Raw genomic sequence first — 25,704 nt, forward strand, 5'->3', positions numbered from 1 at the left:
CGCGGTTACAATTACGTTAACCGATAGGTTAACCGAGTTGAATCGGCGATCGGTTCCGGCTTTTTTTCTTTGTGTGAAATTCAACCGATTTCCGCCGTTTTGCCCGCGAACAGTTTGCGGTATTGTCCCGGCGTATAGCCGGTTTCTTTTTTGAATTTGCGGATAAAATTCGGCGTGTCCTGGTAGCCGACGCGCTGGATAATATCTTTGAGCGGCTCGTCGGTTGTGGTCAATTCGGCAATCGCCGCGGCCATTCGTTTCTGCCAGATATACTGCACGAAGTTGATGCCGACTTTTTCCTTGAACGAACGGCTAAAATACGACATGGAGATCGAATATTTGTACGAGATCGTCTCCAGGCTCAGCGAATGGTCGGCATAATGCTCGTCGATGTATGCGACGATACGGTCCATCAATGTATGCGCTTCCTTCTCTTCTTTCTGCTCGACCTGCGCGCAGAGCCTGTCCGTCAGATCGAGGCAGCAGCGTTCCAGTTCGTCCGGCGAAGCGAACGCGTCGAGCGGCGGAATGCCGGAAGACAGATTGTCGACGCCGGCTTCGAGCGCGGCTTTGAGAATCGTATTCAGGATATCGAAACCGATGCAGCGCATGTAGCGGGCCGACAAACCGGGCGCGCGCAGCGCTTCCGTCGCTTCGGCGACCGAACGGGCCGCGACGTCCGCGCTGCCCTGCTTGAGGCTCTGGGACAGCTTGAGCAGCACCGATTTGGGCACCCAGCAGGCTTCGCCGCCGTCGGCGGACAGACGGCTGAAGTAAGTAATGCTGCCGCTGCCCGTATTCTTGCGCGATTCGAAAGCGGAGCATGCTTCGATAAACGACTGGTTCAGCCGCTGCGGGCCGTCGCAGCAGGTGCCGACGCCGAGCGCGGGCTGCGCCCGGCCGATATCGAGCAGACGATCGCGCACGGCGTGCACGATGGCTTCGGCGAGTTCCGATTCGCCGCGGCCTTCCGTCGGATCGAACCCGACAATCAGCGCGATCTGATCCGGCTTGGGCAGTTCCGCGCCGTAGATACGGGCGCCGAGCTCCGGCAGCTCCGCTTCGGACAGCAAGCTCAGCAGCAGCTTGCGTTCCTGCGGATCGTCCGCCGCCGCTCTGGAGTCTTCTCCGCCGATCAGGACGGCGAAGTAGCGGGAACGGTCAAGCGACAGGCCGAGCGTACGCATCAGCTCGGGCGCGGGGCCGGCGGCTCCGCCGTGCCGAAGCAGCATCAGCAGGGAGTGGTTGCGCGCATACGGCTCCTGCAAATTGGCGCGGGTGCTGTAGGCCTGGAGAGCGGAACGGATGCCGTCCAGCTCGTTGCCGCCCGTTACGGCGTTTTCCCCGGCAGCCGCTTCTCCGGTCTGCGGCACCGCTTTGGAATTGGCGAATTCGAACAGGCGGAAGATGGGGCCGTACAGTCGGCGGGCCAGCATCAGCGCGACGAAAGCGCCGAATACGAAAACGAGCGCAAACAGCGCCGCGATAAAGCTGCGGATATGCAGCACGCTGCTGAAGAATTGGGAACTCGGCATCAAGGTCACGTATTCCCAGCCGTTCTGCTCCGATTTGACCGAGACGACCGAATGCGGCACGCCGCCGATTTCGATGCTGTGCGTGCCCGTGGACAAGGAAACGAGCGAACGCAGTTCTTCTTCGTCCACGCCTTTTTCCTGGTTGTTCTTGACCGCAAGCACCCGGCCTTCGTTATCGAAAATATAGGAAGAACCCTGATAGCCGCCCAGAATCGAATCGATCAATCCCGTCAGGCTGGATTCCTGTACGAAATACATCAGCGTTCCGTGCGGATTGGGGCTGTTCGGCACGACCGGCACCAGATAAACGAGCATCGACTGCTCGAATCCCGGAGTTCGGCCCACCAGGTCCGCCGGACGCATCGTGGCGAAGCGCGTTTCGTTCAGATCGCGCAGCGCGGCGGCGCCGTCCCAGCTGCGAAACTGGTATTTTTCCGAAAATACGTCCAGGTCGTACATGCCGGCGCTGGAATAGATCTGTTTATCGTCGTGGAAGTACAGGAACATTTCGCCGATAATCGGACTGGTCGCTTTGTAATCGCCGAGCGCGTTAATGGCTTCCAGACTGTAGTACGGATCGTGCACCCGGTAGCGGCTCAGGCGAAAATCGTAAGCGGCGCGCGACGCGATATCGTTGAGCTGCTTCATATTGGAGTCCACGATCGTTTCGGCCTGGGTGAGCTGATTCAAATGCGACTGCTCGATCTGCGAACGCAGATTGGCCGCCGTATTGTGATAAAGTACGAAAGTCAGGCAGATCAGCGGAATAAGCAAAATCAACATATAGGAAGAGATATATTTCAGGAAAAGGCGGGATTTGAAGTAGCTCGGCTTCATTTCCATTTTTAGCGCGTTGATCTTCATATTTATTCTCCTTCCCCTCGGTAGCGAAATATCTCCGTTTTGCAACTTCATTCTATGAAAAAAGTGTAGAAGGTACGGGCTTGTCGGACAATATGTAGGTTTTGACCGGCTCCGACCGCGCGATTCCGCGCTGTCTTTTGACCGGAAATGTGTCGTTTTTTACTTTTTGGCTTGAAAACAATACATGAATATTTCTTTGCCATGTGAAATTTTCTGTTTATTTTCATGAATGGCGGCTGTTTCTGTTATGTATTCTAACACATTTAAAAGGCTTTGCGGGATGGGGAATTTCGGACAGTGCCAAAACCACATATTTACGTCCGGGCCGAACGTTTTGTAAACTCGGGGTACAGCAAAGCAATCTTCTCCCGGCGTTATCGCATTCCCGACGCTTGCAGACCTTTTTTTCGAACCGCGGCGTTTTCCGCGTATGCGCTTTCTTTTTTTGAAGCGCGGCAGCCGAGGAAAAAACGCCGACAAAGCAAACCGGGAAAGCCGGTCAGAAGTTGTCAGGTAAGCTGACTTTGTGCAAAGCGTCGCAATCGGCACTCTTCATCCGGGCAGCCGACACTAATTGGAAGGAGTGACGAACATGATGCATGGGAGCGCGAAAGCCGTACTCGATCCTTCGGCGGCCAAACGCAAAAGCAAAACGCTCAAAAAGGTGCTCCGCAACTGGCAGTTGTACATCTTTATGGCGCCGGCGCTGCTGACCGTAGTGATCTTCAACTACATACCGATGTACGGCATCCAGATCGCATTCAAAAATTATATCCCGGCACTGGGCATGGGAGCAAGCAAGTGGGTGGGCTTCGATCATTTCGAACGCTTTTTCAACTCCTACTATTTCTGGGATCTGATGTGGAACACCTTCAGCATCAGTTTGTACGGGCTGCTCGTGGGATTCCCGCTGCCGATCTTGCTGGCGCTGGCTTTCAACGAAGTGCGCAACGGCAAATTCAAGAAAACGGTCCAAACCGTCACCTACGCGCCGCACTTTATTTCGATGGTCGTCATGGCCGGAATGATTATCACGTTCCTGACGCCGTCGACCGGTATGATCGTCAATCTGCTCGAAGCGATCGGGGTGACGCCGCCGAGCTTCCTGACCGATCCGCGCTGGTTCAAAACGATCTACGTCCTGTCCGATGTCTGGCAGACGACCGGGTGGGGAACGATCATTTATCTGGCCGCGCTGACCGCCGTCGATCCCGGACTGCACGAAGCGGCGATTCTCGACGGAGCGTCCCGCATGCAGCGCATCCGGCATATCAATATTCCGGTCATTATCCCGACGATTACCATTCTGCTGATTCTCAATATGGGCGGCCTGCTCGGCGTGGGCTACGAGAAGATCCTGCTGCTGCAAAACCCGCTCAATATGGAAGCTTCCGACGTGATCGCGACCTCCGTATACCGCACCGGCCTGCTGGAAGCGCAGTACAGCTATTCCACCGCCGTCGGCTTGTTCAACTCGGTCGTCAACGCGATCCTGCTCATTACCGTGAACCAGGTCGTGCGCCGGACAAGCGAGAACAGCCTGTGGTAAGATGCGATCTCAAACGAAAGGGAGGGACGAAGCATGATAAGCACGATTCAAGAAACGAAGCAGGATAAAGTTTTTCTGGCTTTCGTGTATCTCATATTGACCGTGGCGCTCGTGATCGTCGCGTATCCGCTGATCTACATCGTCAGCGCCTCGATCACCAATCCGAATCTGGTCGCTTCCGGCGACATGTGGCTGCTTCCGAAAGACATTACGTTCGAAGGCTACCGGCGGGTATTCCAGGATACGAGTATCTGGCGCGGGTATATGAATACGATCATTTATACCGTCGTGGGCACGCTGGTCAATTTGATCTTTACGCTGCCCGCCGCTTACGCGCTCAGCCGCAGAGACTTCGTCGGCCGCAATATCTTCATGATGATCTTTATGGTGACGATGTTTTTCGGCGGCGGCCTCGTTCCGACTTATCTGGTCGTGCGCAGCCTGGGCCTCGTCGACAGCATGTGGGCGCTTATCCTTCCGGGGGCGACCTCGATCTGGAATCTGATCGTCTGCCGCACCTTTTTCCAGTCCTCGATTCCGAGGGAGCTGCAGGAAGCCGCCGAGATCGACGGATGCAGCAATTTCAGGCTCTTTTTCCGGATTGTGCTGCCGCTGTCCAGCGCGCTGATCGCCGTTATGGCTCTCTTTTTCGGCGTCGGGCACTGGAACAATTACTTCTCGGCGATGATCTATCTGAACCATCAGGAAAAATACCCGCTTCAGCTGGTGCTTCGTCAGATCCTGGTGCTCCAGCAGATGTCGGCGCAGGCCGGCACGATCGACGCTTCGATGGCGACCTCGCTCAACAACAAAGCCGAAGTCGCCGCGCTCGTCAAATATGCCGTCATTATCGTGGCTACGCTGCCGATTATCGCGGTGTATCCGTTCCTGCAGCGTTATTTTGTGCAAGGTGTCATGATCGGTTCCGTCAAGGGATGATCTTGCCATAGCGTAACGATCAGAAAAAAAGGGGAGGATTTGGATATGAAAACGAGTCGTAAAAAAGGAGCGGCCGCGCTGTCGGGGTTAATGGTGCTGAGCATGCTGGCCACTGCCTGCCAGTCCGGAGGAACGACGGAAAAAGCGGCGGATTCGAGCGGAAGCGTGAGCAAGGACGGCTTCCCGATCGTCGAACAGCCGATCACGCTGAGCGTGTTCGCGCCGAGCGCCGATATGGCCCCGTGGGACACCATGCCGGTCGTGCAGGAGATGGAAAAGCTGTCCAATATCAAGATCGAGTTCCAGACGGCGCCGATCGACAGCTTCGCGACGAAGAAAAACCTGGTCTTCGCCAGCGGCGATCTGCCCGATATGCTGTACGCGGCGGATATCACCCCGGCCGAGCAGGTCAGCTACGGCACGCAGGGCCAGTTGATTCCGCTCGAAGATCTGATCGACAATTACGCGCCCAATCTCAAAAAGATCCTCGACGAGAACCCGAACGTGCGCAAATCGATCACGACGACGGACGGTCATATCTACGCGCTGCCGTTTATCGACACCGCCGCCGTCTGGTACCGCGGCCCGATGTGGTACAACGGCGAATTCCTGGAAACGCTGGGTACGGAAGAACCGAAAACGACGGACGAGCTGTACGAATACCTGAAACGCGTCAAGACCGAAGATCCGAACGGCAACGGCAAAGCCGACGAAATTCCGCTGACTTCGGTTAAGCTCAACGATCTGCGCATGTATTTCCTCGGTTTCTGGGGCATCTACAACGAAGTGTACTACGCCGACAAAGACGGCAAAGTCCACTATACGCCGCAGGAAGAAGGCTATAAAGGTTATCTGACGTTCCTGAACAAGCTGTGGAACGAAGATCTGCTGGATCACGAAACGTTCTCGCAAACCGACGAGCAGAAAAAAGCCAAAGGCGCGAAAAATCAGCTGGCGCTGTTCAGCGATTACTACCCGTACTTCACGCTCGGCGGAACCGAAGAAACGATGGAAGACCCGATGATGACGCCGGTCGGCAGCGAAATCGCGGGCACGCCGGTCTACGGCAAACACCCGGGCATGTCGTCCAACGGCAACTTCGCCATCACCGCGACCAACCCGAATCCGGAAGCGAGCATGAGATGGATCGACTATCAATACGGCTACGACGGCGCGACGCTCTGGACGCAGGGACCGCAGGGCAAAATGTGGGATTATGTGGACGAAGCGACGCACGAGAAAAAGTTCCTCGACGTGCCGGGCGGCGGAGACCGCGAGCAGTACCGCGCGACGCTGACGCCGAACTACGGTATCGTGACGCCGGGCGTCAATATTCCCGAACTGACCAACGGCCTGCGCAGCGAAGTGGAAGACTGGGTCGTCAAGCAGAACGAAGAAAAGCTGGTACCGATCGCGAAAGTTCCTTTCCCGAACGTGTATCTGACGAACGACGCGCAAACGGAAGTATCCGCGCTGCTGTCCGATCTGAACACGTACGTCGAACAGATGGAAGCCAAATTCGTGACCGGCCAGGAACCGCTGAGCAACTGGGACAGCTATGTGGCGCAGCTCAAGAAAATGGGCAGCGACCGCATCGTGGAAATCTACCAGGAAGCGTACGATCAGTGGAACAGCGAGAACGCGCAGTAAGTTGAGGTTATACGCGAAGAAAGATTGAAGGTTCAAGTTTCGCCCGAAAGGGAGAGGGAAGGGGCGGAAGACGAAGCGGCGGGCCCGCTTTCGTTTTTCGCCCCTGCTTGTTGAAAAAAGGCTGCGCAAAAATCGAGCAACCGTCCGCCCGCCGAGCGTATTGCCGGAGAAACGGCCGGACGAAGAAGGAGGAGCCCATGACGGAAGCGAAAACGGCGCAGGAGCCGAAGCCCGAAGAAACGGTCGTGCACGAAGGCGTGCACAATTACAGCAGCGAAGACGAGTGGGTCAAGCCCGAAGATCCGCTGCTGCTGGAGCGGCTGGAATGGTTCAAAGACCAGAAGCTGGGCCTGATGATGCACTGGGGTCCTTACAGCCAGCTGGGCGTGGTGGAATCGTGGGCGCTGAGCGACGGGGACGCCGACTGGGCGCGCGACTGCATCGACTGGGGCGTGGAAGGCGAAGAATTGAAGCGCGAATATTTCGATCTGAACAAGACGTTCAATCCGATCCGGTTCCAGCCGGAGCTGTGGGCCGATCTGGCCGCCGAAGGCGGATTCAAATACCTGACGTTCACGACCAAGCATCACGACGGCTTCTGCATGTGGGACACGCATACGACCGATTACCGGATCACCGGGCCGGATACGCCGTTCCACCGGCACAAATACGCCGATATCTGCCGCAATCTGTTCGACGCGTTCCGCTCGCGCGGGCTTGCCATTTCGGCCTATTTCTCCAAAGCCGACTGGCATACGCCGGATTACTGGGCGCCGGGCATGGAACGCGGCGAGAAGATGTGGCGCGGGCCGTCTTACGATCCCAAAGCGTATCCGTGGCTGTGGGAAAAGTTCGTGCGGTTCACGCACGAGCAGATTACCGAACTGATGACCCGCTACGGCCGGATCGACATGCTCTGGCTCGACGCCGGCTGGGTCAACGAGCACAGCGGTCAGGATATCCGGCTCGGCGAACTGGTCGACCGCATCCGGCGGGACCATCAGCCGTGGCTGCTGTCGGCGGACCGCACGGTCGGCGGACCGTACGAGAATCTGATTACGCCGGAGCAAACGCTGCCGGAGCGGCCGATCAACGTGCCGTGGGAAAGCTGTATCACGATGGGGACGTCGTTTTCCTTCAATTATGAAGATACGTACAAAAGTGTGCGCCAGCTGGTGCACTTACTGGTCGAGATCGTCGCCAAAGGCGGCAATCTGGCGCTCAACGTCGGTCCGCAGCCGGACGGCCGCCTTCCGGCCGCGGCGATCCAAGGAATGAAAGGGCTGGGCGTCTGGCTGAAAGTAAACGGCGAAGCGATCTACGGCACGCGGGTATGCGAGCCGTATTCGTCGGAAGACAAAAAGCTTCAGTTTACGCGCAAAGGGGATACCGTTTACGCGCTCCGGCTGTACGCCGAAGGCGAACAAGTGGAAAGCGAGCTCGAACTTCCGGTAAGCGGTGCGTTCGAACGTGCTTCGCTGGTCGGTTTCGACGGCGAGCTTGCGCTGCGGCGGACGGAGTCGGGCGTGTCCGTGACGATTCCGGAAGCTGCGCGCGGCGGCGAGACGCCGGTCGCGCTGGCGTTCCGGCTGGAGGAACAATGATGAATCTGGGCGGAGTACCCGAACCGGCGATCGAGTTTGCGCCGCGTTCTTATGTATGCAGGCGTGCAAACGGTAAACCCGAACTCGACGGCCGGCTGGACAAACCGTTCTGGGCGGATGCGCCGTGGACGGAAGAATTCGTCGATATCGAAGGCGATCGGAAGCCGCGTCCGCATAAATCGACCCGTGTCAAAATGCTGTGGGACGACGAGTATTTTTATTTCGGCGCGCAGCTGGAAGAAGACGAGATCTGGGCGACGCTGACGGAGCGGGAATCGGTTATTTTTTACGACAACGACTTCGAGATTTTTATCGATCCCGACGGCGATACGCACCAGTATTACGAATTCGAGATCAACGCGCTGAACACGGTCTGGGATCTGCTGCTGGTTACGCCTTATCGCGACGGAGGACCGCCGATCAACGGCTGGGATATCCGCGGACTGCGGACGGCGGTCCATATCGACGGCGAACTGAACAACCCGGACGCGGACAACCGGAGCTGGAGCGTCGAAGTGGCGATGCCGTGGAGCATCCTGCGCGAATGCGCGGAAGGGCAGCAGCCGCCGGAAGCCGGAGCGAACTGGCGGGTAAACTTTTCTCGGGTGCAGTGGCGGGTGGACAAAGCGGACGGCGCTTACCGCAAAGTAATCAACCCGGAAACCGGCCGTCCGTATCCGGAAGACAACTGGGTCTGGTCGCCGCAGGGCGTGATCAATATGCATTACCCGGAGCTGTGGGGATATGTACTGTTCGCGGACGGAGAAACGCCGGAGTCGTTCGAACTGCCGGACGACGAAATCGTTAAATGGAAGCTGCGCCGGTTGTACTACCGCCAGCGGAATCATTACGAACGATCGGGCGTCTTCGCGGATCGGATTGAACCGCTGCTGGAAGCCGGCGACGAGAATGGCGAACTGGCGGGACTTGCGGCGGAAGGGCTGCTGATCGAAACGACGTCGCGCTCGTTCCGGATGCGCGCCGCTTCGGCGGACGGCGCCGGCGCTTACTGGATTCGCGAAGACGGCAAACTGTGGAAGGAGTGAGCGCGGATGCAAACGGAAGAGAATGCGGTGCTGTCGCTCGGAGCGGCGCAGCGCGCCGCGATCGAGGAGAAGTTCGCCTCGCGCAGGAAACTTGCGGCCGGACGGGACGAAGAATTGTTCGGCATATTCGCCGGTCCGCTGAGCGAAGAAGAAGAGTGGGCGCTTAAATTCCTGTATGCGAATATGCCGGTCAACGATCTGGCGGACTACGACGGAGAATTGTTTCTGATCCAGGTGCGCCACGCGCTGGAAATGCGCTCGCGCATGCCGTGGGGCGCGGCGGTGCCGGACGAATTGTTCCTGCACTATGTGCTGCCTGTTCGCATTAACAACGAACGGTTGGAAGATTACCGCAGCGTGATCGCCGCGGAGCTGGCGGACCGGGTCTCCGGGCTGTCGATGACCGACGCGGTGCTGGAAACGAATTACTGGTGCTACGAGAAAGCGACGTACACCGGCAGCGACGCGCGGACGATCTCGCCGCTCGGCATGATGCGCAGCGCCAAAGGGCGCTGCGGCGAAGAATCGACGCTGGCGACGGCGGCGCTGCGCAGCGTCGGCATTCCGGCGCGCCAGTGCTATACGCCGCGTTGGGCGCATGTCGACGACAACCACGCCTGGGTCGAGGCGTGGGCGGACGGCGCCTGGCATTTTATCGGGGCGTGCGAGCCCGAACCGCGGCTCGACCGGGGCTGGTTCGACGGCCCGGCGCGGCGGGCCATGCTGGTGCATACCCGCGTGCCGGCGGGCTACGCCGGACCCGAGCCGGTCACGTATGCCGACAGCGCGCATACGGAGATCAATCTGCTGGCGAATTATGCGCCGGTGCGCACGCTCGAAGTGCGCGTGAACTACGCGCAGGGACGGCCCGCGGATGGCGCGCAGGTGCAGTTCCAGCTCTACAACTACGCCGAGCTGCACCCGATGGCTTCGATGATTGCGGACGCTTCCGGCTCCGTGCGGTTTGCGACCGGCTACGGCGATCTGTTCGTGCGGGCCGCGCTGGACGGGCGGTGGGCCGAAGCGGCGGTGCCGGGCGGCGCGGCGGGCGCGGCCGGCGAAGAAACGATCGAACTGACGCTGGACCGTTCCGGGCAGCCGGAAGGCACGGTCGATTTCGACCTGACGCCGCCGAGAGAAATTCCGGCGCCGGGCGAAGCACAACCGCTGACGGAGCGGACGCTTCGGCTTCATCGGGAGCGCATGTCCGAAGGCGAGCGGATTCGCGCCGCTTACGAAAAGACTTTTGCGACCGGGCAGCAGGCGGGCGAGCTGGCTGCGCGGCTCGGACTCGACGCGCAGCGCGTATTCAAAGCGCTGGGCGATGCGCGCGGTAGTGCGGAAGAGATCGCGGATTTTCTTGCAGCGCGAACGCCGGAACACGGCGAGTGGCCGCTGAGACTGCTGGAAAGTCTGACGTCCAAAGACTTGATCGACACGGACCGGATTACGCTGGACGACCATCTGCTGCACGGGCTGGAAGCGCTGGATGAATTACGGGAGTATACGGGGAGGAGCGGAGCGGGAGAAGACGGAGCAGGCGCCGAACCGTCCGCCGGCGAAGAAACATTCGCCGAATACGTGCTGTGCCCGCGCGTTCGCCATGAACGGCTGGCGCCTTACCGGGCGCGGCTGCGCGGCGCTTTCTCCGAAGCGGAACAGGCGGCGTTTCGCGCCGATCCGCAGACCCTTGCGCGGCGGATCGCGGCGGACTGGACATCGTACCGGGATCTGACGCCGGTTCCCGGCAAAGCTTCGCCGGCCGGCACGTTCGGCCTGCGGGCGGGCGACCGCGAGTCGGCCGAGATCCTGCTGGTCGCCCTCTGCCGAAGCTTCGGCATCCCGGCGCGGCTGCATCCCGCTTCGCAGCAGCCGCAGGCGCTGATCGGCGGCGCGTGGCGCGATCTGGAGCGCCCGGTCGAAACGGCGTTTGCCGGCGTCGGCGCGACGACGCGGGCCGCAGAAGCGGCTGCGCCGCCGGAAGCCGGGATTCGACCCGGCGAGAACGCGCGGGAAGCGGGCTCTGCTGCCGCTTCCGTTTCGCCGGAAGAAGCCTCCGCGGCTTCCGGCTCCGGTAACATGGGCGCGCTGCGGCTGCTGCGCGACCCGCAGGCAGCGGTCGGCACGCCGGAAGCGTCGTACCGCGAGAACTTTACGCTGGCCCTTCTGGAGCACGGCTTCTACAGCACGCTGACTTATCCGTTCCGGCTGTCGGATGTGTACGGGCATCCGTTCGAGCTGGAAGCGGGAGATTACCGGATGACGACGGGCATCCGGCTGCAGGACGGCCGCGTGCTCGGCCGGATGTTCTACATCCGGATTGAAGCCGGCCAAGAAAGTCGATTGACGCCGGTCTTCCGGCATCCCGGCGAAGAAGCCGCCGTACTCGGAGGGGCTCCCGGCGGCTCTATCCTCACCGTATCCTATGGCGGCGAAGAAACGCTGGCCGGACTTGCCGGGCCGGGCGGCGCGATCGTCGCCTGGATCGACCATCGGCTGGAACCGACCCGCCATCTGCTGCGCGAAGCGGGAGAATTGAAAGCCGAACTGGAGCAGGCCGCTGCGCGGCTGCTGTTTATTTCGCGGGAAGCGCCGCTGCCTGCGCGCGGCGCGGCAGGCGGCCCGGCTGCGGGCGGCGTGCCCGAAGCCGTCCGGCCGTTCGTGCCCGCCCCGCTTCCGGAAGGCGCGGGATTTGCGCACGATCCCTCCGGCGCGGCTCTGGCCGAAATAACGGCTGTTTGCCCGCCGTCCGGAACGGAGTTTCCGCATTTGTATGTGCTCGATTCCGAACTGAATATCCGCTATGCGGAATCCGGCTACAAGCCGGGCAGCTGCCGCGAAGCGCTTAATGTGCTGCTGTCCGTGCGCGGCCGATAAAGAACCGGCCGCCGCAATCCGCAGGCTGAGCTGCTTGACGATTCGTTTCGGACCGTCAGCGAAACAGAAAGATCGATTACACGCTATGCGCGAACAGAAAAGAGGACATCAGATGACCCAATCCCCATCTTCCGAGCTTCATTCCGGCGCGGCTCCGCGTTATCGCACAGTCGGCTATGTCGGCTCCGCCGACCTGCGCGACCTGAGCACCGAAGACCTGCTCAAGCTGACGCATATCAATATCGCGTTCGGTCATGTGCAAAGCGACCGCATCGTGACCGAACATTTGCAAAACATGGATGAAATCCAGCGCCTCAAAAGCGAACACCCGCAGGTGAAAATCCTGCTGTCGGTCGGCGGCTGGAGCGCGGGCGGCTTCTCCGAAGCGGCTTCCACCGAAGCCGGCCGCGCCGCGATGGCCAAGTCGTCGCTGGACGTCCTGTCGGCCTACGGGCTCGACGGGATCGACCTGGACTGGGAGTATCCGTGCTACGCCGAAGCAGGCATCGCCGCAAGCCCCGACGACCGCGACAACTTTACCCTGCTGCTGCGCGCGATCCGCGAAGCGCTGGACGGGCAGGGCGCGCAGGACGGCGTCCATTATCTGCTGACGATCGCGGCGGGCGCGGACCAGTATTATATCGACGGCACCCGGATGGACGAGGCTCAGCAGTACCTCGATTACGTGCAGCTGATGACGTACGATATGCGCGGCGGTTTTCAAATCCTGACCGGGCATCATACGAATCTGTATACGCCGACCGGCGATCTGTTCCGCATCAGCACGCAGGCGTCGGCGAGATTGTTCGAGCAGGCCGGCGTGCCGCGCGAGAAGCTGGTGATCGGGGCGGCGTTCTATTCCCGGATGTGGAAAGGCGTACCGAACGTGAACGACGGGCTGTACCAGATGGCCGGCGGCAGCGGCGGCTACGGCCCGGAGTTCACCGAGCTGCACGAAAGTTATATCGACCGTAACGGCTACGCGCGCTACTGGGACGACGAAGCGAAAGCGCCTTATCTGTACGACGGCGGCGAGCATGACGGCGGCACGTTTATCACGTACGACGACGAAGAATCCATCGCGCACAAGTGTAAATACGTGCAGTCGGAAGGCCTCGGCGGCGTCATGTTCTGGGAATACCGCTGCGACCGGACCGGCCTGCTGCTGGAAGCGATCCGTCAAGGACTGCTTTCGTCGACTGCTGGACACGAGTAAAGCCGCCCTATACAATCGAATCGGCCGACTTGCCTGATGGAACCCGGCTTCGCGAGAAGCCGGGCTTTTTTTGATTTCCCCGAACAAGAGCAAGTCGCCGCAGAAAGGAATTGATCCAACCATGACGAATCAAAAACCGATAAACGAACTGCAAACCTCTAACCCTGCAAATCCCGAATCTTTATCGACAAGGCCGGTTTCGCTTATATGACCGGTAACGGTTTTCAGCATTTTCTGACCAATGAAGATCCGCCGGCGCGAAGACGGTTCCGAAAGCTCGACTCGCATCAGCCTGCGCTATACGTATCCGCAGGAGCTTCCGCGGCTGCTGGAACGCGCGGGTTTTGCTTTCGAAGCGCTGTATGCCGATTGGGAAGAAACGCCGCTGACAGAAGAGACCTATTTTATGGTATGCGCCTGCCGGAAAAAGTAAGCCGACTTAACGACTGGCATCAATCGCTTTCCTCCTTTCGTTATGTCAACTTACCTTCCGCGAGAGACGAATATTTTTACAAATGTTCTGGTTATTATGCGCCGGATTCCGTATACTGAAAAAAGAGTCTGCCATATGCGAGGAGGAGAACCTTTGACGACCTTTCAACAATTCGAATACGTACGCCCCGATATTGACCAGTTGAAGATTAAATTCAAGGAATTGATCGCGAAGCTGCAATCGGCCGCAAGCGCCGGCGAGCAGGAAACGGTGATTCACGAGATCAACCAACTGCGCAACAGCTTCGACACCCAGAACCAGCTTGTCAGCGTTCGCCACTCGATCGATACGACCGACGAATTCTACAAAGCGGAACAGGACTTTATGGACGAAGTCGGCCCGGTCGTGCAGGAGTACATATCCGATTACTACCGCGCGCTGACCACTTCCCGATTCCGCGCCGAGCTGGAAAGCAAATGGGGCACGCAGCTCTTTGCGCTGGCCGAAAGCGCCATTCGCACGTTCAGCCCGGAGATCATCGAGGATCTTCAGCTTGAGAACAAACTGTCCACCGAATACGATCAGCTGATCGCTTCGGCCAAGATTCCGTTCGAAGGCGAAGACCGCACGCTGCCGCAGCTGCTGCCGTTCGAGCTATCGACCGACCGCGATATGCGTAAAAAGGCTTCGGAAGCGAGATTCGGTTTCCTAACCGAAAAAGAACCGGAACTCGACCGCATCTACGACGAACTGGTCAAAGTCCGCACCAAGATGGCGAAGAAACTCGGATATCCGAGCTTCGTCGAAATGGGCTACGACCGCATGATGCGCACCGACTACGACGCCGAGATGGTAGCCAACTTCCGCAAACAGGTACTTGACGAGATCGTGCCGGCCGCGACGCGCCTGCGCGAACGCCAGGCGGCGCGGATCGACGTCGATACGCTGCGCTACTACGACAATGGTTTCAGCTTCAAGAGCGGCAACGCCAAACCGAAAGGCGATCCGGACTGGATCGTGAAGCACGGCGAAGACATGTACAAGGAACTGTCGCCGGAGACGGACGAATTTTTCCAATTCATGCTGAAGAACGATTTGATGGACCTGGTGAGCAAAAAGGGCAAAGCGGGCGGCGGTTACTGCACGTACATCCCGGACTACAAAGCGCCGTTCATCTTCTCCAACTTCAACGGAACGTCGGGCGATATCGACGTGCTGACGCACGAAGCGGGACACGCGTTCCAGGTGTATTCCAGCCGCGAGCACGTCGTGCCGGAATACCTGTGGCCGACCTACGAGTCCGCCGAGATCCATTCGATGAGCATGGAGTTCTTTACCTGGCCGTGGATGGAGAAGTTCTTCGAAGAAGACACGGACAAATACCGTTTCGATCACCTGGCGTCGAGCCTGCTGTTTATTCCGTACGGCGTTTCCGTCGACGAATTCCAGCATTTCGTATACGCCAATCCCGATGCCACGCCGGACGAGCGCAAGACCGCCTGGAGAGACATCGAGAAGAAATACCTGCCGCACCTCAACTACGAAGGCAACGATTATCTGGAGCGCGGCGGTTTCTGGCAGAAACAGGGCCATATCTACGGCGCGCCGTTCTACTATATCGACTACACGCTGGCGCAGCTGTGCGCATTCCAGTTCTGGAAGCGTTCGAGAGAAGATTTCGCGGCCGCGTGGAAAGATTACATCCATTTGTGCGGTCTCGGCGGCACGCAGTCCTTCACCGGACTCGTGCGCGAAGCCGGCCTGATCTCCCCGTTCGAAGACGGCTGCGTATCGTCGGTCATCGGGTCGATCGAGGAATGGCTGGACGGGGTGGACGACAAAGCGCTGTAAACCGTTCGTTTTCCGTCATCATGAGCACCGTCGTTCGCGCAAGCCGCGGGCGGCGGGCTCTTTTTACATAAGGGCTTAATTGGGAAAGAAAGCAGGCTGCACGCATCGAAAAAGGAGTGGATAAGCATGGCGCAAACATTCAAAGATTATCCGTACAATAGACCCGATATCGAGGCTTATACCCGCGATTTCAAAGAAGTGATCGACCGGTTCGAAGCGGCGGAGACCGTCGAGGAGCAGGTGGAAGCGAACCGCGGCTACAATAAATTGTACACTGCTTTCGCGACGCAGTTTGTGCTGGTCAATATCCGGCATTCGATCGATACGACGGACGAGTTTTACAAAAGCGAGAAAGCATTCATGGACGAAAACGTGCCTTTGATTCAAGAAATGGAAGCCTTGTACAACCGGATGCTGATCGCTTCGAAGTTCCGCCCCGATCTGGAGAAGCTGTGGGGAACGCAGTTGTTCAAGCTGGCCGACGCGTCGAGCCGCGTATTCGCTCGCGAGATTATCGAAGAAATGCAGCTTGAAAACAAATTGTCCACCGAATACCAGCAGCTGATCGCGTCGGCCAAAATTCCGTTCGAAGGCGAAGATCGCACGCTGTCCCAGCTTGAGGCGTTCGAGCTGTCGGTCGACCGGGGCATGCGCCAAAAAGCGTCGGAAGCGCGGTATGCGTTTATGGCGGAGCATGAGAGCGATTTCGATCGGATCTACGACGAACTGGTCAAAGTGCGCACGCGCATGGCGCGCACACTCGGCTATCCGAGCTTTATCGAGATGGGCTACGACCGGATGAAGCGGACCGACTTCAACGCCGCCATGGTTGCAAATTTCCGCAAGCAGGTGCAGGAAGAGATTGTGCCGGCGGCCACCCGTCTGCGTAGGCGCCAGGCCGAGCGGATCGAAGTCGGCAAGTTGCGCTACTACGATCTGAATTTCGGTTTCAAGACCGGCAATGCGGCGCCCAAAGGCGATCCGGACTGGATTGTGAAGCACGGCGAAGACATGTACAAGGAAATGTCGCCGGAGACGGACGAGTTTTTCCGATTCATGCGCGAGAACGAATTGTTGGATCTGGTCAGTAAAAAAGGCAAAGCGGGCGGCGGATACTGCACGGTTTTGTTCGATTACAAAGCGCCGTTCATTTTCTCCAACTTCAACGGGACGGCCGCGGACATCGATGTGCTAACGCATGAAGCCGGACACGCGTTCCAGGACTACCGGAGCCGCCACTTCGAGAACGCGGCGTATGTCATGCCGACACTGGAATCGGCCGAGATCCATTCGATGAGCATGGAATTCTTCGCCTGGCCGTGGATGGACCGTTTCTTCGAAGAAGACACGGACAAATACCGTTTCAATCATCTGGCGGGCGCGCTTCAGTTTATCCCTTACGGCGTGGCGGTCGACGAGTTCCAGCACTTCGTGTACGGCAATCCGGACGCGTCGCCCGATGAGCGCAAAGCCGCCTGGCGGCAGCTGGAGCATAAGTATCTGCCGCATCTAGACTACTCGGATAACGATTATCTGGAGCGGGGCGGTTTCTGGCACAAGCAGAGTCATATTTTCACCGCGCCGTTTTATTACATCGACTACACGCTGGCGCAAATCTGCGCGTTCCAGTTCTGGAAGCGTTCGAGAGAAGACCGCGAAGCGGCCTGGAAAGATTACGTGCATCTGTGCGGTCTGGGCGGCAGCTTGTCTTTCACCAATCTGGTGCGCGAAGCCGGCTTGATCTCCCCGTTCGAAGACGGCTGCGTGTCGTCGGTCATCGGTTCGATCGAGGAATGGCTGAACAGCGTGGACGATAAAGCTTTGTAAGGCTCTCTGCGAAAAAAAGAAAACTTTTAATACGATGAAAAAAGGGCTAAATCCGGGCACAGCTCGGATTTAGCCTTTTTGTTTTAGTCCTTCATGTGTTGAAGAAGTTCGGTTTTCTCTGTAGCGTTCAGGGCTTCTTTACGAATAGGACTTTCTCGACAATCAAAAGGATAAATCCGGGCACAACCGGATTTTATGCTTTTTTTGCTCAGGAAACGGAATCGGAGGCTTCTTTGCGAAATTCCTGCGGAGTCCGGGCGATCTGTTTATGGAACACGTGCGAGAAGTAGCTGGCGGTCTGGAAACCGCACGCTATCGCGATTTCCGATACGGGACGATTGGTGTCTTTGAGCATCTCGCAGCTTTTTTGAATCCGGTACTGGGTCAGATAATTGTTCGGCGTCAGTCGGATATGCTTCTTGAACAGCTCGCAGCACCGGCTTCTGCACACCGAACCGGCCGCCGCGATCTCGTCGATCGTCAGTCTGGAATCGTAATGCCGATGGATGTAGCCGGTCATCTCGTGAATAATCGCCAGCTGGTTGGTATCCGTATACTGCGCGGAATATTCCCGGATATGATCGGCCATGCGGGCGCACAGATCGGCCGAACGGGACAGCAGATGCAGCAGATTGTCCGGATTGCGCTGTAGCTGATCGTAAATGCCGACCAGGAGTTCGATCGCTTCGCGCTGCCAGTCGACCCGCGGGGACAGCAGCAGGAAATCTTCCGCGTTCAAGCCGAACTTTTCGTCCAGGTAAGCTTTGCCGGCCAAAGAACCTTCGCCCAGCAGGGAGGGATGCACGGTAACGACGATATACGAGCAGTTCCCGCTGCCGAACGAAGCACCGCGATGCAGGCGTTTGCTGTTGACGAAAATAGCCTGCCCGCTGTCGACTTCGACGGTCTGTCCGTTCACGAAATAAGTCATGGTGCCTTCGAGGATCAGCACGAATTCCAGATCCGTATGCCAGTGGTAAGCGAAAGAATTCGTATCGTAGAAACGCAGGGACCCTTTGTACACGCACAGCGGAAAGTCGGACACGTTATAAGTCAATCGTTCGGACAAGTCGGAAAAAATCTCAAGCGGTTTGTACATATTTTCCATGCGGCTTCTCTCCAAATTCTATACGATATTGCTAGTATAATACCCGATTTTCGGAGCGAGCGCTATGTTTTTATTGTACAATTTTGATAGATCAATACTTGGGGTTTTTCCAAAACAGCGTGCAGCCGCACGGGACAGGCCGCCCGCTTGCGCGAACAGGAGTGTGACAAAGATGAATATGTTAATAATATCCGACGATCCTTACATCAAAAGAGCCATCAAGAAAGCGATTTGCGATTTCGACGCGTCGTGTACGATTTTTGAAGTGTTCACTCCGCGCGACGCTTTGAGCGTACTCCAGTCCAAACGGATCGACGTGGTATTTTCCGAGATCGAGATGCGCGAAATGAACGGTCTTTCTTTTATCGAAGCCCATAAACGTTTGTGTTACGGAATCTGCTGGTTTGTCATGTCGGAGTTCAAAAATTTCTACGATGTGCAGAAAGCGATCAAGCTCGGCGTTCGGGATTATGTACTGAAGCCGGTCGACGAAGCGGGCATTTACAGCCTGATCGAAAATGCGAATGCGATGCCGCCCGGTTACGCCGGCTGCGCATCGTGCTGCTGAACGCCGGCTTGACTGCCAAACGTTTACTGCGCTTCGGATTCGGCCGGAAGCCGCTCCGATAACCGCCCGCCGTCGTCCCACTGTCCGTATATGCGATTCTCGCGCGTATACGCGATAAACTTGTCCAGCCGAGCGGCGTACCGTGCCGGCTCTCGCCGGCAGCTCTGGATGGTGTCGATCCGGATACGGCGGTACAATTCGGGAAATGCTAGAAAATTGCGATAGACGAGCGGATCTTCGTTCAGCCGGGTTTCGATTGCTTCGTCGATCTTGAACGGATGCAGAAGAGGATCGGGCAGAACGTTCCGGCCTTCGTCGCGCATCAATCCCAGCCGCTCCAGCCGCCGGATGCGCTCTTTGTTGAGCTCGGTCCACGAGCTGCGGCGGCTTCTCGGCGACAGCCGCTGCGCCGCGCCGGCGCCGGGCTCATCGGACACTTTTTGCTTGGTGCTGTCGATCCATCCGAAACACAGGCATTCTTCGACCACGTCCAGATAAAAAAGTTTTCCGGTTTCCGGCTTCATGCTTACGGCGACCCAGCAGGCTTTGGCGGTGTCGGCATGAACGTCCAGCCAGCTTCTCAGTTCCGCGCGCGTGGTAATTTCCGTCAGCAAAGGTTCGCCCGATCGCATAAGCGGTTCACTCCTTTTTCGATAATTCCGTTATTGGGCTGGAGCCTGATCCTGGTACCAGAAGAAGATGTAATCCGTCATCGTCGAAGCGTGTCCGAGCTGACGTAGCATGGTGGATACGTTGCCCCGGTGGTAAGTGCCGTGATTCACCAGATGCAGTACGATTTCGGAACGTCCGGTTTCCCGTGGGCCCACATAGGGATTGTTCAGTATAAATGTTTGTTCGAGATCCGGCCCGGCGTCGATCCATGTTTCGAACTGCCGATTCAGCTCCGCGAAGCGGCGCGACAGCTCGTCCGGCGTGTCGTGAATCGGTTGGTCGGCGAGCGGCATCCGGGCGTTCATGGCTTCCTGCATCTCCGTTCCGCTTAGCACGGCGTAGAAGATTTGATCGACCATGTGCATATGGGCGAAAGCATGCGCGATCGTCGGGAAGGATGTGTTGACTTCCCGATGCAGCGTTTCCGGCGGAAGTTCTTTGATGCGGTTCAGCAGGGTCTGGTTGGCCCAGGCGTTGTAGCGAAGCATTTGCAGCGGATGGTTCATGGTTTACGGTCTCCTTTGAATTCGAGTTATCGTGATTTGCTTTCGAATTCAGCATACAAAAAGAAGTCTGACAACAGTCTGTCAGACTTCTTTTTCACCTTCATTCATTTTTCTTCGTTTTCGTACAGTACCAGCATTTCGCGCAGCTGGTTCTTCAGCAGCCGGCGGAGTTCGGGCGGGTGCAGGACTTCGGCGCCGCTGCCGAAACCGAGCAGGATGGCGCGCAGCCAGCCGGCGTCGAGCGGGCCGGGGACTTCGATGCGCAGCGTCATGCCGCCGTCCGGGTGGAACTGCTTGTCCGCCTGCTGGAAATGATCCAGCGCTTCGGCCAGCGCTTCCGGGCGCACGCGGATCACGACTTCCGACAGCGGCAGGGGGGCTTTGGGATCCGATACGTCCGGCGGCGCGTCGCCGCGCGGGACGAACGTTTCGGACGTCAATTCGACCCGGAACATGCGCGACAGCCGGAATTCGCGGTAGTCGCCACGGATTCGGCAGAAGCCGTACACGTACCAGTTCCGGTATTTGAATTCCAGCCGCAGCGGTTCGAGTTCCCGCTCCAGGCGTTCGTTGCCGGCGTTCACATAATCGAAGCGGACGACCTGCCGCTGCGCGATACCGGTCCGCAGTTTCGGCAGAGCTTCCGGCTCGACCGAACGGGTCTCGAACGCGACCGATACGCTTGGGCCCTGCCGATTCGGCTCGACCGTTTGCAGCCGTTCGATCGTCCCCTGCGCCCGATCGTCTTCGAATACAGTCGAAAGACCGCGCAGCACGGTGACCAGCGACTCCACATCGTAGGAACCTAGCAGACTTTTATCCATTTTATAACCTTCCATAATGCCGTAGCCGCCGCTTTGCCCCTGATACGATACGATCGGAAAACCCGCGGCGCACAGCGCGTCGATATCCCGGTAGACGGTCCGCTGCGATACGCCGTATTCTTCCGCCAGCGTCGAAGCCGACAGCACCTCGTGGTTCAGCAGCTTGTAAACGATCGCGATCATCCGTTCCAGTTTCATAAGCCGTTCCTCGTTTCTGTTCCTTGCCGGATTACAGTTTGGTGCATTCATTATAGCACGGCTTCTCGGCGCGTATTTCTTCCGCCGCCGATTTCCGTTAAAATAAGCCTGACGCTTTCCCATGTTTTTTCGAGGAGGAATCTATAGCTATGTATACCGTCAAAGAAGCGGCGATCAGAACCGGACTCAGCGAACACGCCGTGCGTTTCTATACCGACAAAGGGCTGGTGCCGAGCGTACGGCGCAGCGAGAACAATATCCGGCTGTTCGACGAAGAAGCGATCAACTGGCTGTACGGCATCAAATGCCTCAAACGCTCCGGGCTGGCGATCGAAAGTATCAAGACCTACGTCGATCTTTGCCTGGAAGGCGATGCGACCGTTCCGCAGCGCTACGAGATGATGCAGGCCTACCGGGACGCCGCGCTGGTCCAGCTCGAAGAAGCCAAGCAGCGCGTCGCGCATATGGAGCAGAAGATCGTCCATTATCAAGCGGTGCTGGAGAGCGGCATCCCGGATGCCACCAATCCCGCCAGCTGGGATACGGCGCGCGCGACGTCCGGCAGCGGCTCGTAATTCTTGCAGCGAAAGTATCGAAGCTGTCCCGAATCGCGGGGCGAAGCCGTTTTTCAACCCTTACTTCTCGTACCGCGCCGGACGCCGGAACATTCCACAGCCTGTGCGAATGCCCCGCGGCGCGGTTCTTTTCTTTGCCGGGCGGATGTGAAATGATAGAGGGTAAGGAGCTGAGCGAATGTTTAACGATTTCAGGGCGGACGGCGAAAGCCCCGCATATATCCAATTGAAAGAATACATCGAAACGCTGATTACCCAGGGGCTGATGCCTCTGCATCATAAACTGCCGTCGACGCGCGAACTGGCCGGACTGCTCGGCGTAAGCCGCAGCACCGTCATCAGCGCGTACGAAGCACTGGAGCGGACGGGCTGGATCGAAGCGGTCAAAGGCCGCGGCAATTTCGTCGCCCGGGCCGCGGCGCACCTGGAAGATCCGCCGGGGACGATCGACTGGGGCGGACGGATGGGCGACCGTGCGCTGCTGGCCGAAGAGATGGACCTGATGAAGCACGGCGTCCGCTGGGAAAAAGGCATGATCGCGTTTACGAGCATCGCGCCCGACGAGCGTTTGTTCGATATGAACGGCGTCAAACGCGCTTTTCTCGACCGGATGGCGCTTGAAGGAGACGTGCTGCTGAATTACGGTTATGCCCAGGGCTATCGCCCGCTGATGCGGCATTTGATGAAATATATGCAGAGCAAAGGCGTGGATACGACCGGCAAAGACATCCTGATCACCAACGGGTTTACGGAAGGATTCGATCTGCTGCTGAGCGGTATTCGCCGCGGCAGCGGGCGCATCCTGTGCGAGAATCCGACGCACCAGACAGCGATCAAGATGATGAAGCTGCACGGATTCGAACCGGCCGGGGTAAAGATGGAGCGCGACGGCATGAGTATGCGAGAACTGAAAACTTCGCTGGACGGCGGTTCGTTCGATCTGGCGTACCTGATCCCGTCGTACCACAATCCGACCGGAATCGTGACGTCGCCGGAGAAGCGGATGGAGATGCTGAGGCTGCTCGGCGAATACGAAGTCCCGGTGGTCGAAGACGGCTTCAACGAAGAACTTCGCTACTCCGGCGCCCATGCGGCTCCGCTGATCGCCTGCGCGGGCGCCGGCAATTCGGTGGCGTATATCGGCAGCTTTTCGAAAATCCTGTTTCCCGGCATCCGGGTGGGCTGGGTCGTGGCGGACCGCGAGCTGATCGGTTATCTGGAAAGCCTCAAGCGGGCGCGCAGCATCCATACGTCCACGCTCGACCAGGCGCTGCTGTTCCAGTATCTGCACAACGGCAATTTCGAACGTTATCTGAAAAGAGCCCGCACGGAGTACAAACGCAAATACGAGCTGGCCGTCCAGGGCTGCCGCGAGCATATCCCCATGAAGAGCATGAGCGGCGAAGGCGGCCTGCACGTATTCGTGGAGCTTCAAAACGGGCTGAGTGCGCGAGAAGTGCTGGAGCGCTGCCGGGAACTCGGCGTCGTGTTTATGCCCGGCGATGTGTTCTATACCGACGGAGGCGGACAATCGACGCTGCGGATCGGCTTCTCGCGGGTATCGGAAGAGAAGATCGGGGAAGGGCTTCGAATCATCGGCGGCGTGGTAAAAGAACTCGGAAAGCAAAAAAAAGCGGCAGAGCGCGATAAGCGAAAGGTGCCGGAAGCGGGAGGGGATCATATTGACGGAGCGTAAACCGAATCGGACAGCCGAAGCTCCAGCGGCGGGAACCGCGCGCCGGGGCGTTCTTCGCCTCGCAGCCGCCGGCTTGATGCTGTCTTCGCTGCTGCTCGCAGGTTGTATCCGCTTCGGGCCGCAGGCGGACGAGATGAGCACGGCGCAGAATCAAGAGCAGCAGAGCGGCTCGGCGCAGGAGCGGCAGGAAGAAGCGGACGGCGGCGCAGACGAAACCGGCGGCAATGAAAGCGGCGCTTCGGCGGAACAAGATCCGCAGGAAGCCGGCGGCGCGCAGGGCGACGACGGCTCGGCCGACGGCCAATCGGGCGACGCCGCGGATACGGCGGATCAAGACGCTTCCGGCAAAGCTTCCAAAGAAAACGGGAAAGACAAGATCGAAGTGGAAGTCGAACGCGAAGATTCGCAGCGGCTGCTGCTGCTCGACCTGAATCGTCTGCCGGCCGGATATTCCCTATCGGGGTTCGTCTGGCAGCCGGACGCGCAAAGCGAGGCGGAATCGTCCCCGGCCTCGGACGCCGAAGACGGCGCGGCGTCCGAGGACTCGCCGAACGCGGCGGAAACCGCCGAGACCGCGCCGGAACCGGTGCGCTCGACGTATCAGGAAGCGGTGATCGCCGGAGGAGCCGGAACGGAAGGGTTCTTTGTCGACGCGGACAATCAGCGTATCGGCTATCGGTACGGCGCGGACCGCTCCGGACAGTCGGGGACGATCCGGCTGGATTTCCGCGACGGCAGCGGCGGCGTCGCCAGCTGGGAAGCGCAAACGACGCTGGGATCGCAGCCGCAAAACGAGCCGATCGACGCGCCGTCGGAATAACCGAATAAATTTTTCCATTTATTTTCCGCAGCTTGTTCAAACTCGTTTCAAGCCCGAACGCAATGTCTAAAAAGGCATTAACTTGTTCGTTCCAGGGCGAGCGCATTTCGTTGATCGAGGTAGCTAACTTTCGAACAGGGAAAGCCGATATATAGAAAAGGGAAGAAAGCTCGGCGCAGCTGCTGAGTTTTTCTTCAACCTAAAATATGGAAGCGTTATCAAGTCATTCCGGAAAAGAGGAGAACCGAGCCATGAGAGTGCACGAATTTACTATTGAAGGCGATCTTCAGCGCGATGAACTGCTTCGCATCTCATCGCTTGCTTCCCAGTTTGCTTCCGATATCAAGCTGATCTTCGGCGGGGACGAGAATCCGCGCATCGTGGACGTTAAAAGTTTGCTGGGCATGATGCTGCTGCCGATTTACGACGGAAGCACGGTGCGCATCAGCGCCAGGGGACAAGACGAGCTGGAAGCGCTGGAATATATGTGCGGTTTGTTCGAACATCACGGCTGCCTGCCGCATTGATTACGGTTTAAAGTATCGCCCGGCCTCTCCCCAAAAAACGGCCTCGCTCTCCGCTTCGATGCGGAGGACGAGGCCGTTTTGCGTCGTCCGGGTTGAATATAGGCGATCGGCGCTGTTCGAACAGCGCTTTCGAAACACGACGATATCAGCGGGCGAAACTGGCTTTATGGAACATCTCGATGTATTCGAACAGCTTTTCGCCGCTTCGGGGCAGATCGGAACGCTGTTCGCCCGGGCCGCCGAGCGGCAGCAGCATGGCGCGGTATTTCTCCGGCACCCAGATATAGGAGTGGACGTAGTCGGTCGATTCGAAACCGCAGCCGGTCCAGAAGCGTTCGCGGCCGAGGCCTTCTTCGCTGTCGTCCGCTTCGGATTCGATCAGCAGGCCTTCGGCGCCCGGCGTCTCCCGGGCCCAATCGGCCAGCGCCATCACCATCTGCCGGCCCGCTCCGCGCCGCCGGAACGCCGGCGCGACTCCCAGATAATCGACGACCAGCAGGCGGCGGTCCGCGCTCAGGCCGCTCAGCGCCATGGCGCACGGGACGCCGTCCAGCATGCCTTCATGCAAAAAAGCATCCATTCTGGACAGCATGTTGCGCACGATCCTTTCGGGTTTGCGGATATGCTCGGGAAACGAAGCTTCGTAGACGGGGCGGATGCGTTCCCAGAATTCGTCGCTCCAGTCGGAAACCGTATGAAATTGCAGCGGAGCGGATTCGGTCGATGGTTTCATAAAAACGTCCTTCTTTCGTCTGGAGATAGTAGCGCCGCGGATGGACGGGAATCTTACCAGAAAGTTAACCGGATTGGAACCGCTTG

The 25,704-nt window shown here is 58.4% G+C and carries 21 protein-coding genes; 15 read left to right on the forward strand and 6 right to left on the reverse strand.

Annotation, left to right across the window (positions count from 1 at the left end; all coding sequences use genetic code 11):
• Positions 1–80: 80 nt before the first annotated feature.
• Complete coding sequence (locus QWJ34_RS18340) at positions 81–2,399, reverse strand: helix-turn-helix domain-containing protein (RefSeq protein WP_368046839.1); 2,319 nt, start codon at positions 2,397–2,399, stop codon at positions 81–83.
• Positions 2,400–2,994: 595 nt separating this feature from the next.
• Here QWJ34_RS18340 and QWJ34_RS18345 point away from each other — a divergent pair.
• From QWJ34_RS18345 to QWJ34_RS18390, 10 genes are all read left to right on the forward strand, one after another.
• Positions 2,995–3,948, forward strand: coding sequence for an ABC transporter permease (locus QWJ34_RS18345; protein WP_302730249.1), 954 nt, complete (start codon positions 2,995–2,997; stop codon positions 3,946–3,948).
• A 33-nt stretch (positions 3,949–3,981) separates the two neighbouring features.
• On the forward strand, positions 3,982–4,887 hold the full coding sequence (locus QWJ34_RS18350; RefSeq protein WP_302730060.1) for a carbohydrate ABC transporter permease: 906 nt from the start codon (positions 3,982–3,984) through the stop codon (positions 4,885–4,887).
• Between the two features lie 45 nt (positions 4,888–4,932).
• Complete coding sequence (locus QWJ34_RS18355; protein WP_302730062.1) at positions 4,933–6,537, forward strand: extracellular solute-binding protein; 1,605 nt, start codon at positions 4,933–4,935, stop codon at positions 6,535–6,537.
• A 197-nt stretch (positions 6,538–6,734) separates the two neighbouring features.
• Positions 6,735–8,141, forward strand: coding sequence for an alpha-L-fucosidase (locus QWJ34_RS18360; protein ID WP_302730064.1), 1,407 nt, complete (start codon positions 6,735–6,737; stop codon positions 8,139–8,141).
• Positions 8,141–9,187, forward strand: a complete 1,047-nt coding sequence (locus tag QWJ34_RS18365; protein WP_302730066.1) for a carbohydrate-binding family 9-like protein — start codon at positions 8,141–8,143, stop codon at positions 9,185–9,187. The genes QWJ34_RS18360 and QWJ34_RS18365 overlap by 1 nt, the downstream gene beginning before the upstream one ends.
• A gap of 6 nt (positions 9,188–9,193) precedes the next feature.
• Entirely contained in the window at positions 9,194–12,064 is a 2,871-nt protein-coding gene (locus QWJ34_RS18370) for a transglutaminase domain-containing protein (protein ID WP_302730068.1), read from the forward strand.
• Positions 12,065–12,176: 112 nt separating this feature from the next.
• Positions 12,177–13,280, forward strand: a complete 1,104-nt coding sequence (locus QWJ34_RS18375; RefSeq protein ID WP_302730070.1) for a glycoside hydrolase family 18 protein — start codon at positions 12,177–12,179, stop codon at positions 13,278–13,280.
• A gap of 241 nt (positions 13,281–13,521) precedes the next feature.
• Positions 13,522–13,713 carry a hypothetical protein gene (locus tag QWJ34_RS18380; RefSeq protein WP_302730072.1) on the forward strand — a complete coding sequence of 64 codons (192 nt, stop codon included), beginning with the start codon at positions 13,522–13,524 and terminating at the stop codon, positions 13,711–13,713.
• 135 nt (positions 13,714–13,848) lie between these two features.
• Positions 13,849–15,564 carry a M3 family oligoendopeptidase gene (locus QWJ34_RS18385; RefSeq protein ID WP_302730074.1) on the forward strand — a complete coding sequence of 572 codons (1,716 nt, stop codon included), beginning with the start codon at positions 13,849–13,851 and terminating at the stop codon, positions 15,562–15,564.
• A gap of 126 nt (positions 15,565–15,690) precedes the next feature.
• Positions 15,691–17,391, forward strand: a complete 1,701-nt coding sequence (locus QWJ34_RS18390) for a M3 family oligoendopeptidase (protein WP_302730076.1) — start codon at positions 15,691–15,693, stop codon at positions 17,389–17,391.
• Positions 17,392–17,599: 208 nt separating this feature from the next.
• Here QWJ34_RS18390 and QWJ34_RS18395 read toward each other — a convergent pair whose 3' ends face one another.
• Positions 17,600–18,499 (reverse strand): helix-turn-helix domain-containing protein, encoded by a 900-nt coding sequence (locus QWJ34_RS18395; protein WP_302730078.1) that lies wholly within the window; start codon positions 18,497–18,499, stop codon positions 17,600–17,602.
• 172 nt (positions 18,500–18,671) lie between these two features.
• Between QWJ34_RS18395 and QWJ34_RS18400 the strand changes: the two genes are divergently transcribed.
• Entirely contained in the window at positions 18,672–19,067 is a 396-nt protein-coding gene (locus QWJ34_RS18400; RefSeq protein WP_302730080.1) for a response regulator, read from the forward strand.
• A gap of 23 nt (positions 19,068–19,090) precedes the next feature.
• Here the strand turns inward: QWJ34_RS18400 and QWJ34_RS18405 are convergent, their stop codons facing one another.
• The 3 genes from QWJ34_RS18405 to QWJ34_RS18415 form a co-directional block, all read right to left on the reverse strand.
• Entirely contained in the window at positions 19,091–19,699 is a 609-nt protein-coding gene (locus tag QWJ34_RS18405) for a YdeI/OmpD-associated family protein (RefSeq protein WP_302730082.1), read from the reverse strand.
• Positions 19,700–19,729: 30 nt separating this feature from the next.
• Positions 19,730–20,245 carry a DinB family protein gene (locus QWJ34_RS18410; RefSeq protein WP_302730084.1) on the reverse strand — a complete coding sequence of 172 codons (516 nt, stop codon included), beginning with the start codon at positions 20,243–20,245 and terminating at the stop codon, positions 19,730–19,732.
• Between the two features lie 104 nt (positions 20,246–20,349).
• Positions 20,350–21,267, reverse strand: coding sequence for a helix-turn-helix transcriptional regulator (locus tag QWJ34_RS18415; protein WP_302730086.1), 918 nt, complete (start codon positions 21,265–21,267; stop codon positions 20,350–20,352).
• A 149-nt stretch (positions 21,268–21,416) separates the two neighbouring features.
• Between QWJ34_RS18415 and QWJ34_RS18420 the strand changes: the two genes are divergently transcribed.
• The 4 genes from QWJ34_RS18420 to QWJ34_RS18435 all read left to right on the forward strand — a co-directional run bounded on the left by QWJ34_RS18420 (position 21,417) and on the right by QWJ34_RS18435 (position 24,885).
• Positions 21,417–21,842 carry a MerR family transcriptional regulator gene (locus QWJ34_RS18420; protein WP_302730088.1) on the forward strand — a complete coding sequence of 142 codons (426 nt, stop codon included), beginning with the start codon at positions 21,417–21,419 and terminating at the stop codon, positions 21,840–21,842.
• 178 nt (positions 21,843–22,020) lie between these two features.
• Positions 22,021–23,538, forward strand: a complete 1,518-nt coding sequence (locus QWJ34_RS18425; protein ID WP_302730090.1) for an aminotransferase-like domain-containing protein — start codon at positions 22,021–22,023, stop codon at positions 23,536–23,538.
• On the forward strand, positions 23,525–24,358 hold the full coding sequence (locus QWJ34_RS18430) for a hypothetical protein (protein WP_302730092.1): 834 nt from the start codon (positions 23,525–23,527) through the stop codon (positions 24,356–24,358). Before QWJ34_RS18425 ends, QWJ34_RS18430 begins: the two co-directional genes overlap by 14 nt.
• Positions 24,359–24,609: 251 nt before the next feature.
• Positions 24,610–24,885 carry an HPr family phosphocarrier protein gene (locus tag QWJ34_RS18435; protein WP_302730094.1) on the forward strand — a complete coding sequence of 92 codons (276 nt, stop codon included), beginning with the start codon at positions 24,610–24,612 and terminating at the stop codon, positions 24,883–24,885.
• A gap of 145 nt (positions 24,886–25,030) precedes the next feature.
• On the opposite strand, the gene QWJ34_RS18440 is transcribed toward QWJ34_RS18435, so the two are convergent.
• On the reverse strand, positions 25,031–25,618 hold the full coding sequence (locus QWJ34_RS18440) for a GNAT family N-acetyltransferase (RefSeq protein ID WP_302730096.1): 588 nt from the start codon (positions 25,616–25,618) through the stop codon (positions 25,031–25,033).
• Positions 25,619–25,704: the final 86 nt, after the last annotated feature.

The organism is Saccharibacillus sp. CPCC 101409, from assembly GCF_030518235.1.
GTDB lineage: Bacteria > Bacillota > Bacilli > Paenibacillales > Paenibacillaceae > Saccharibacillus.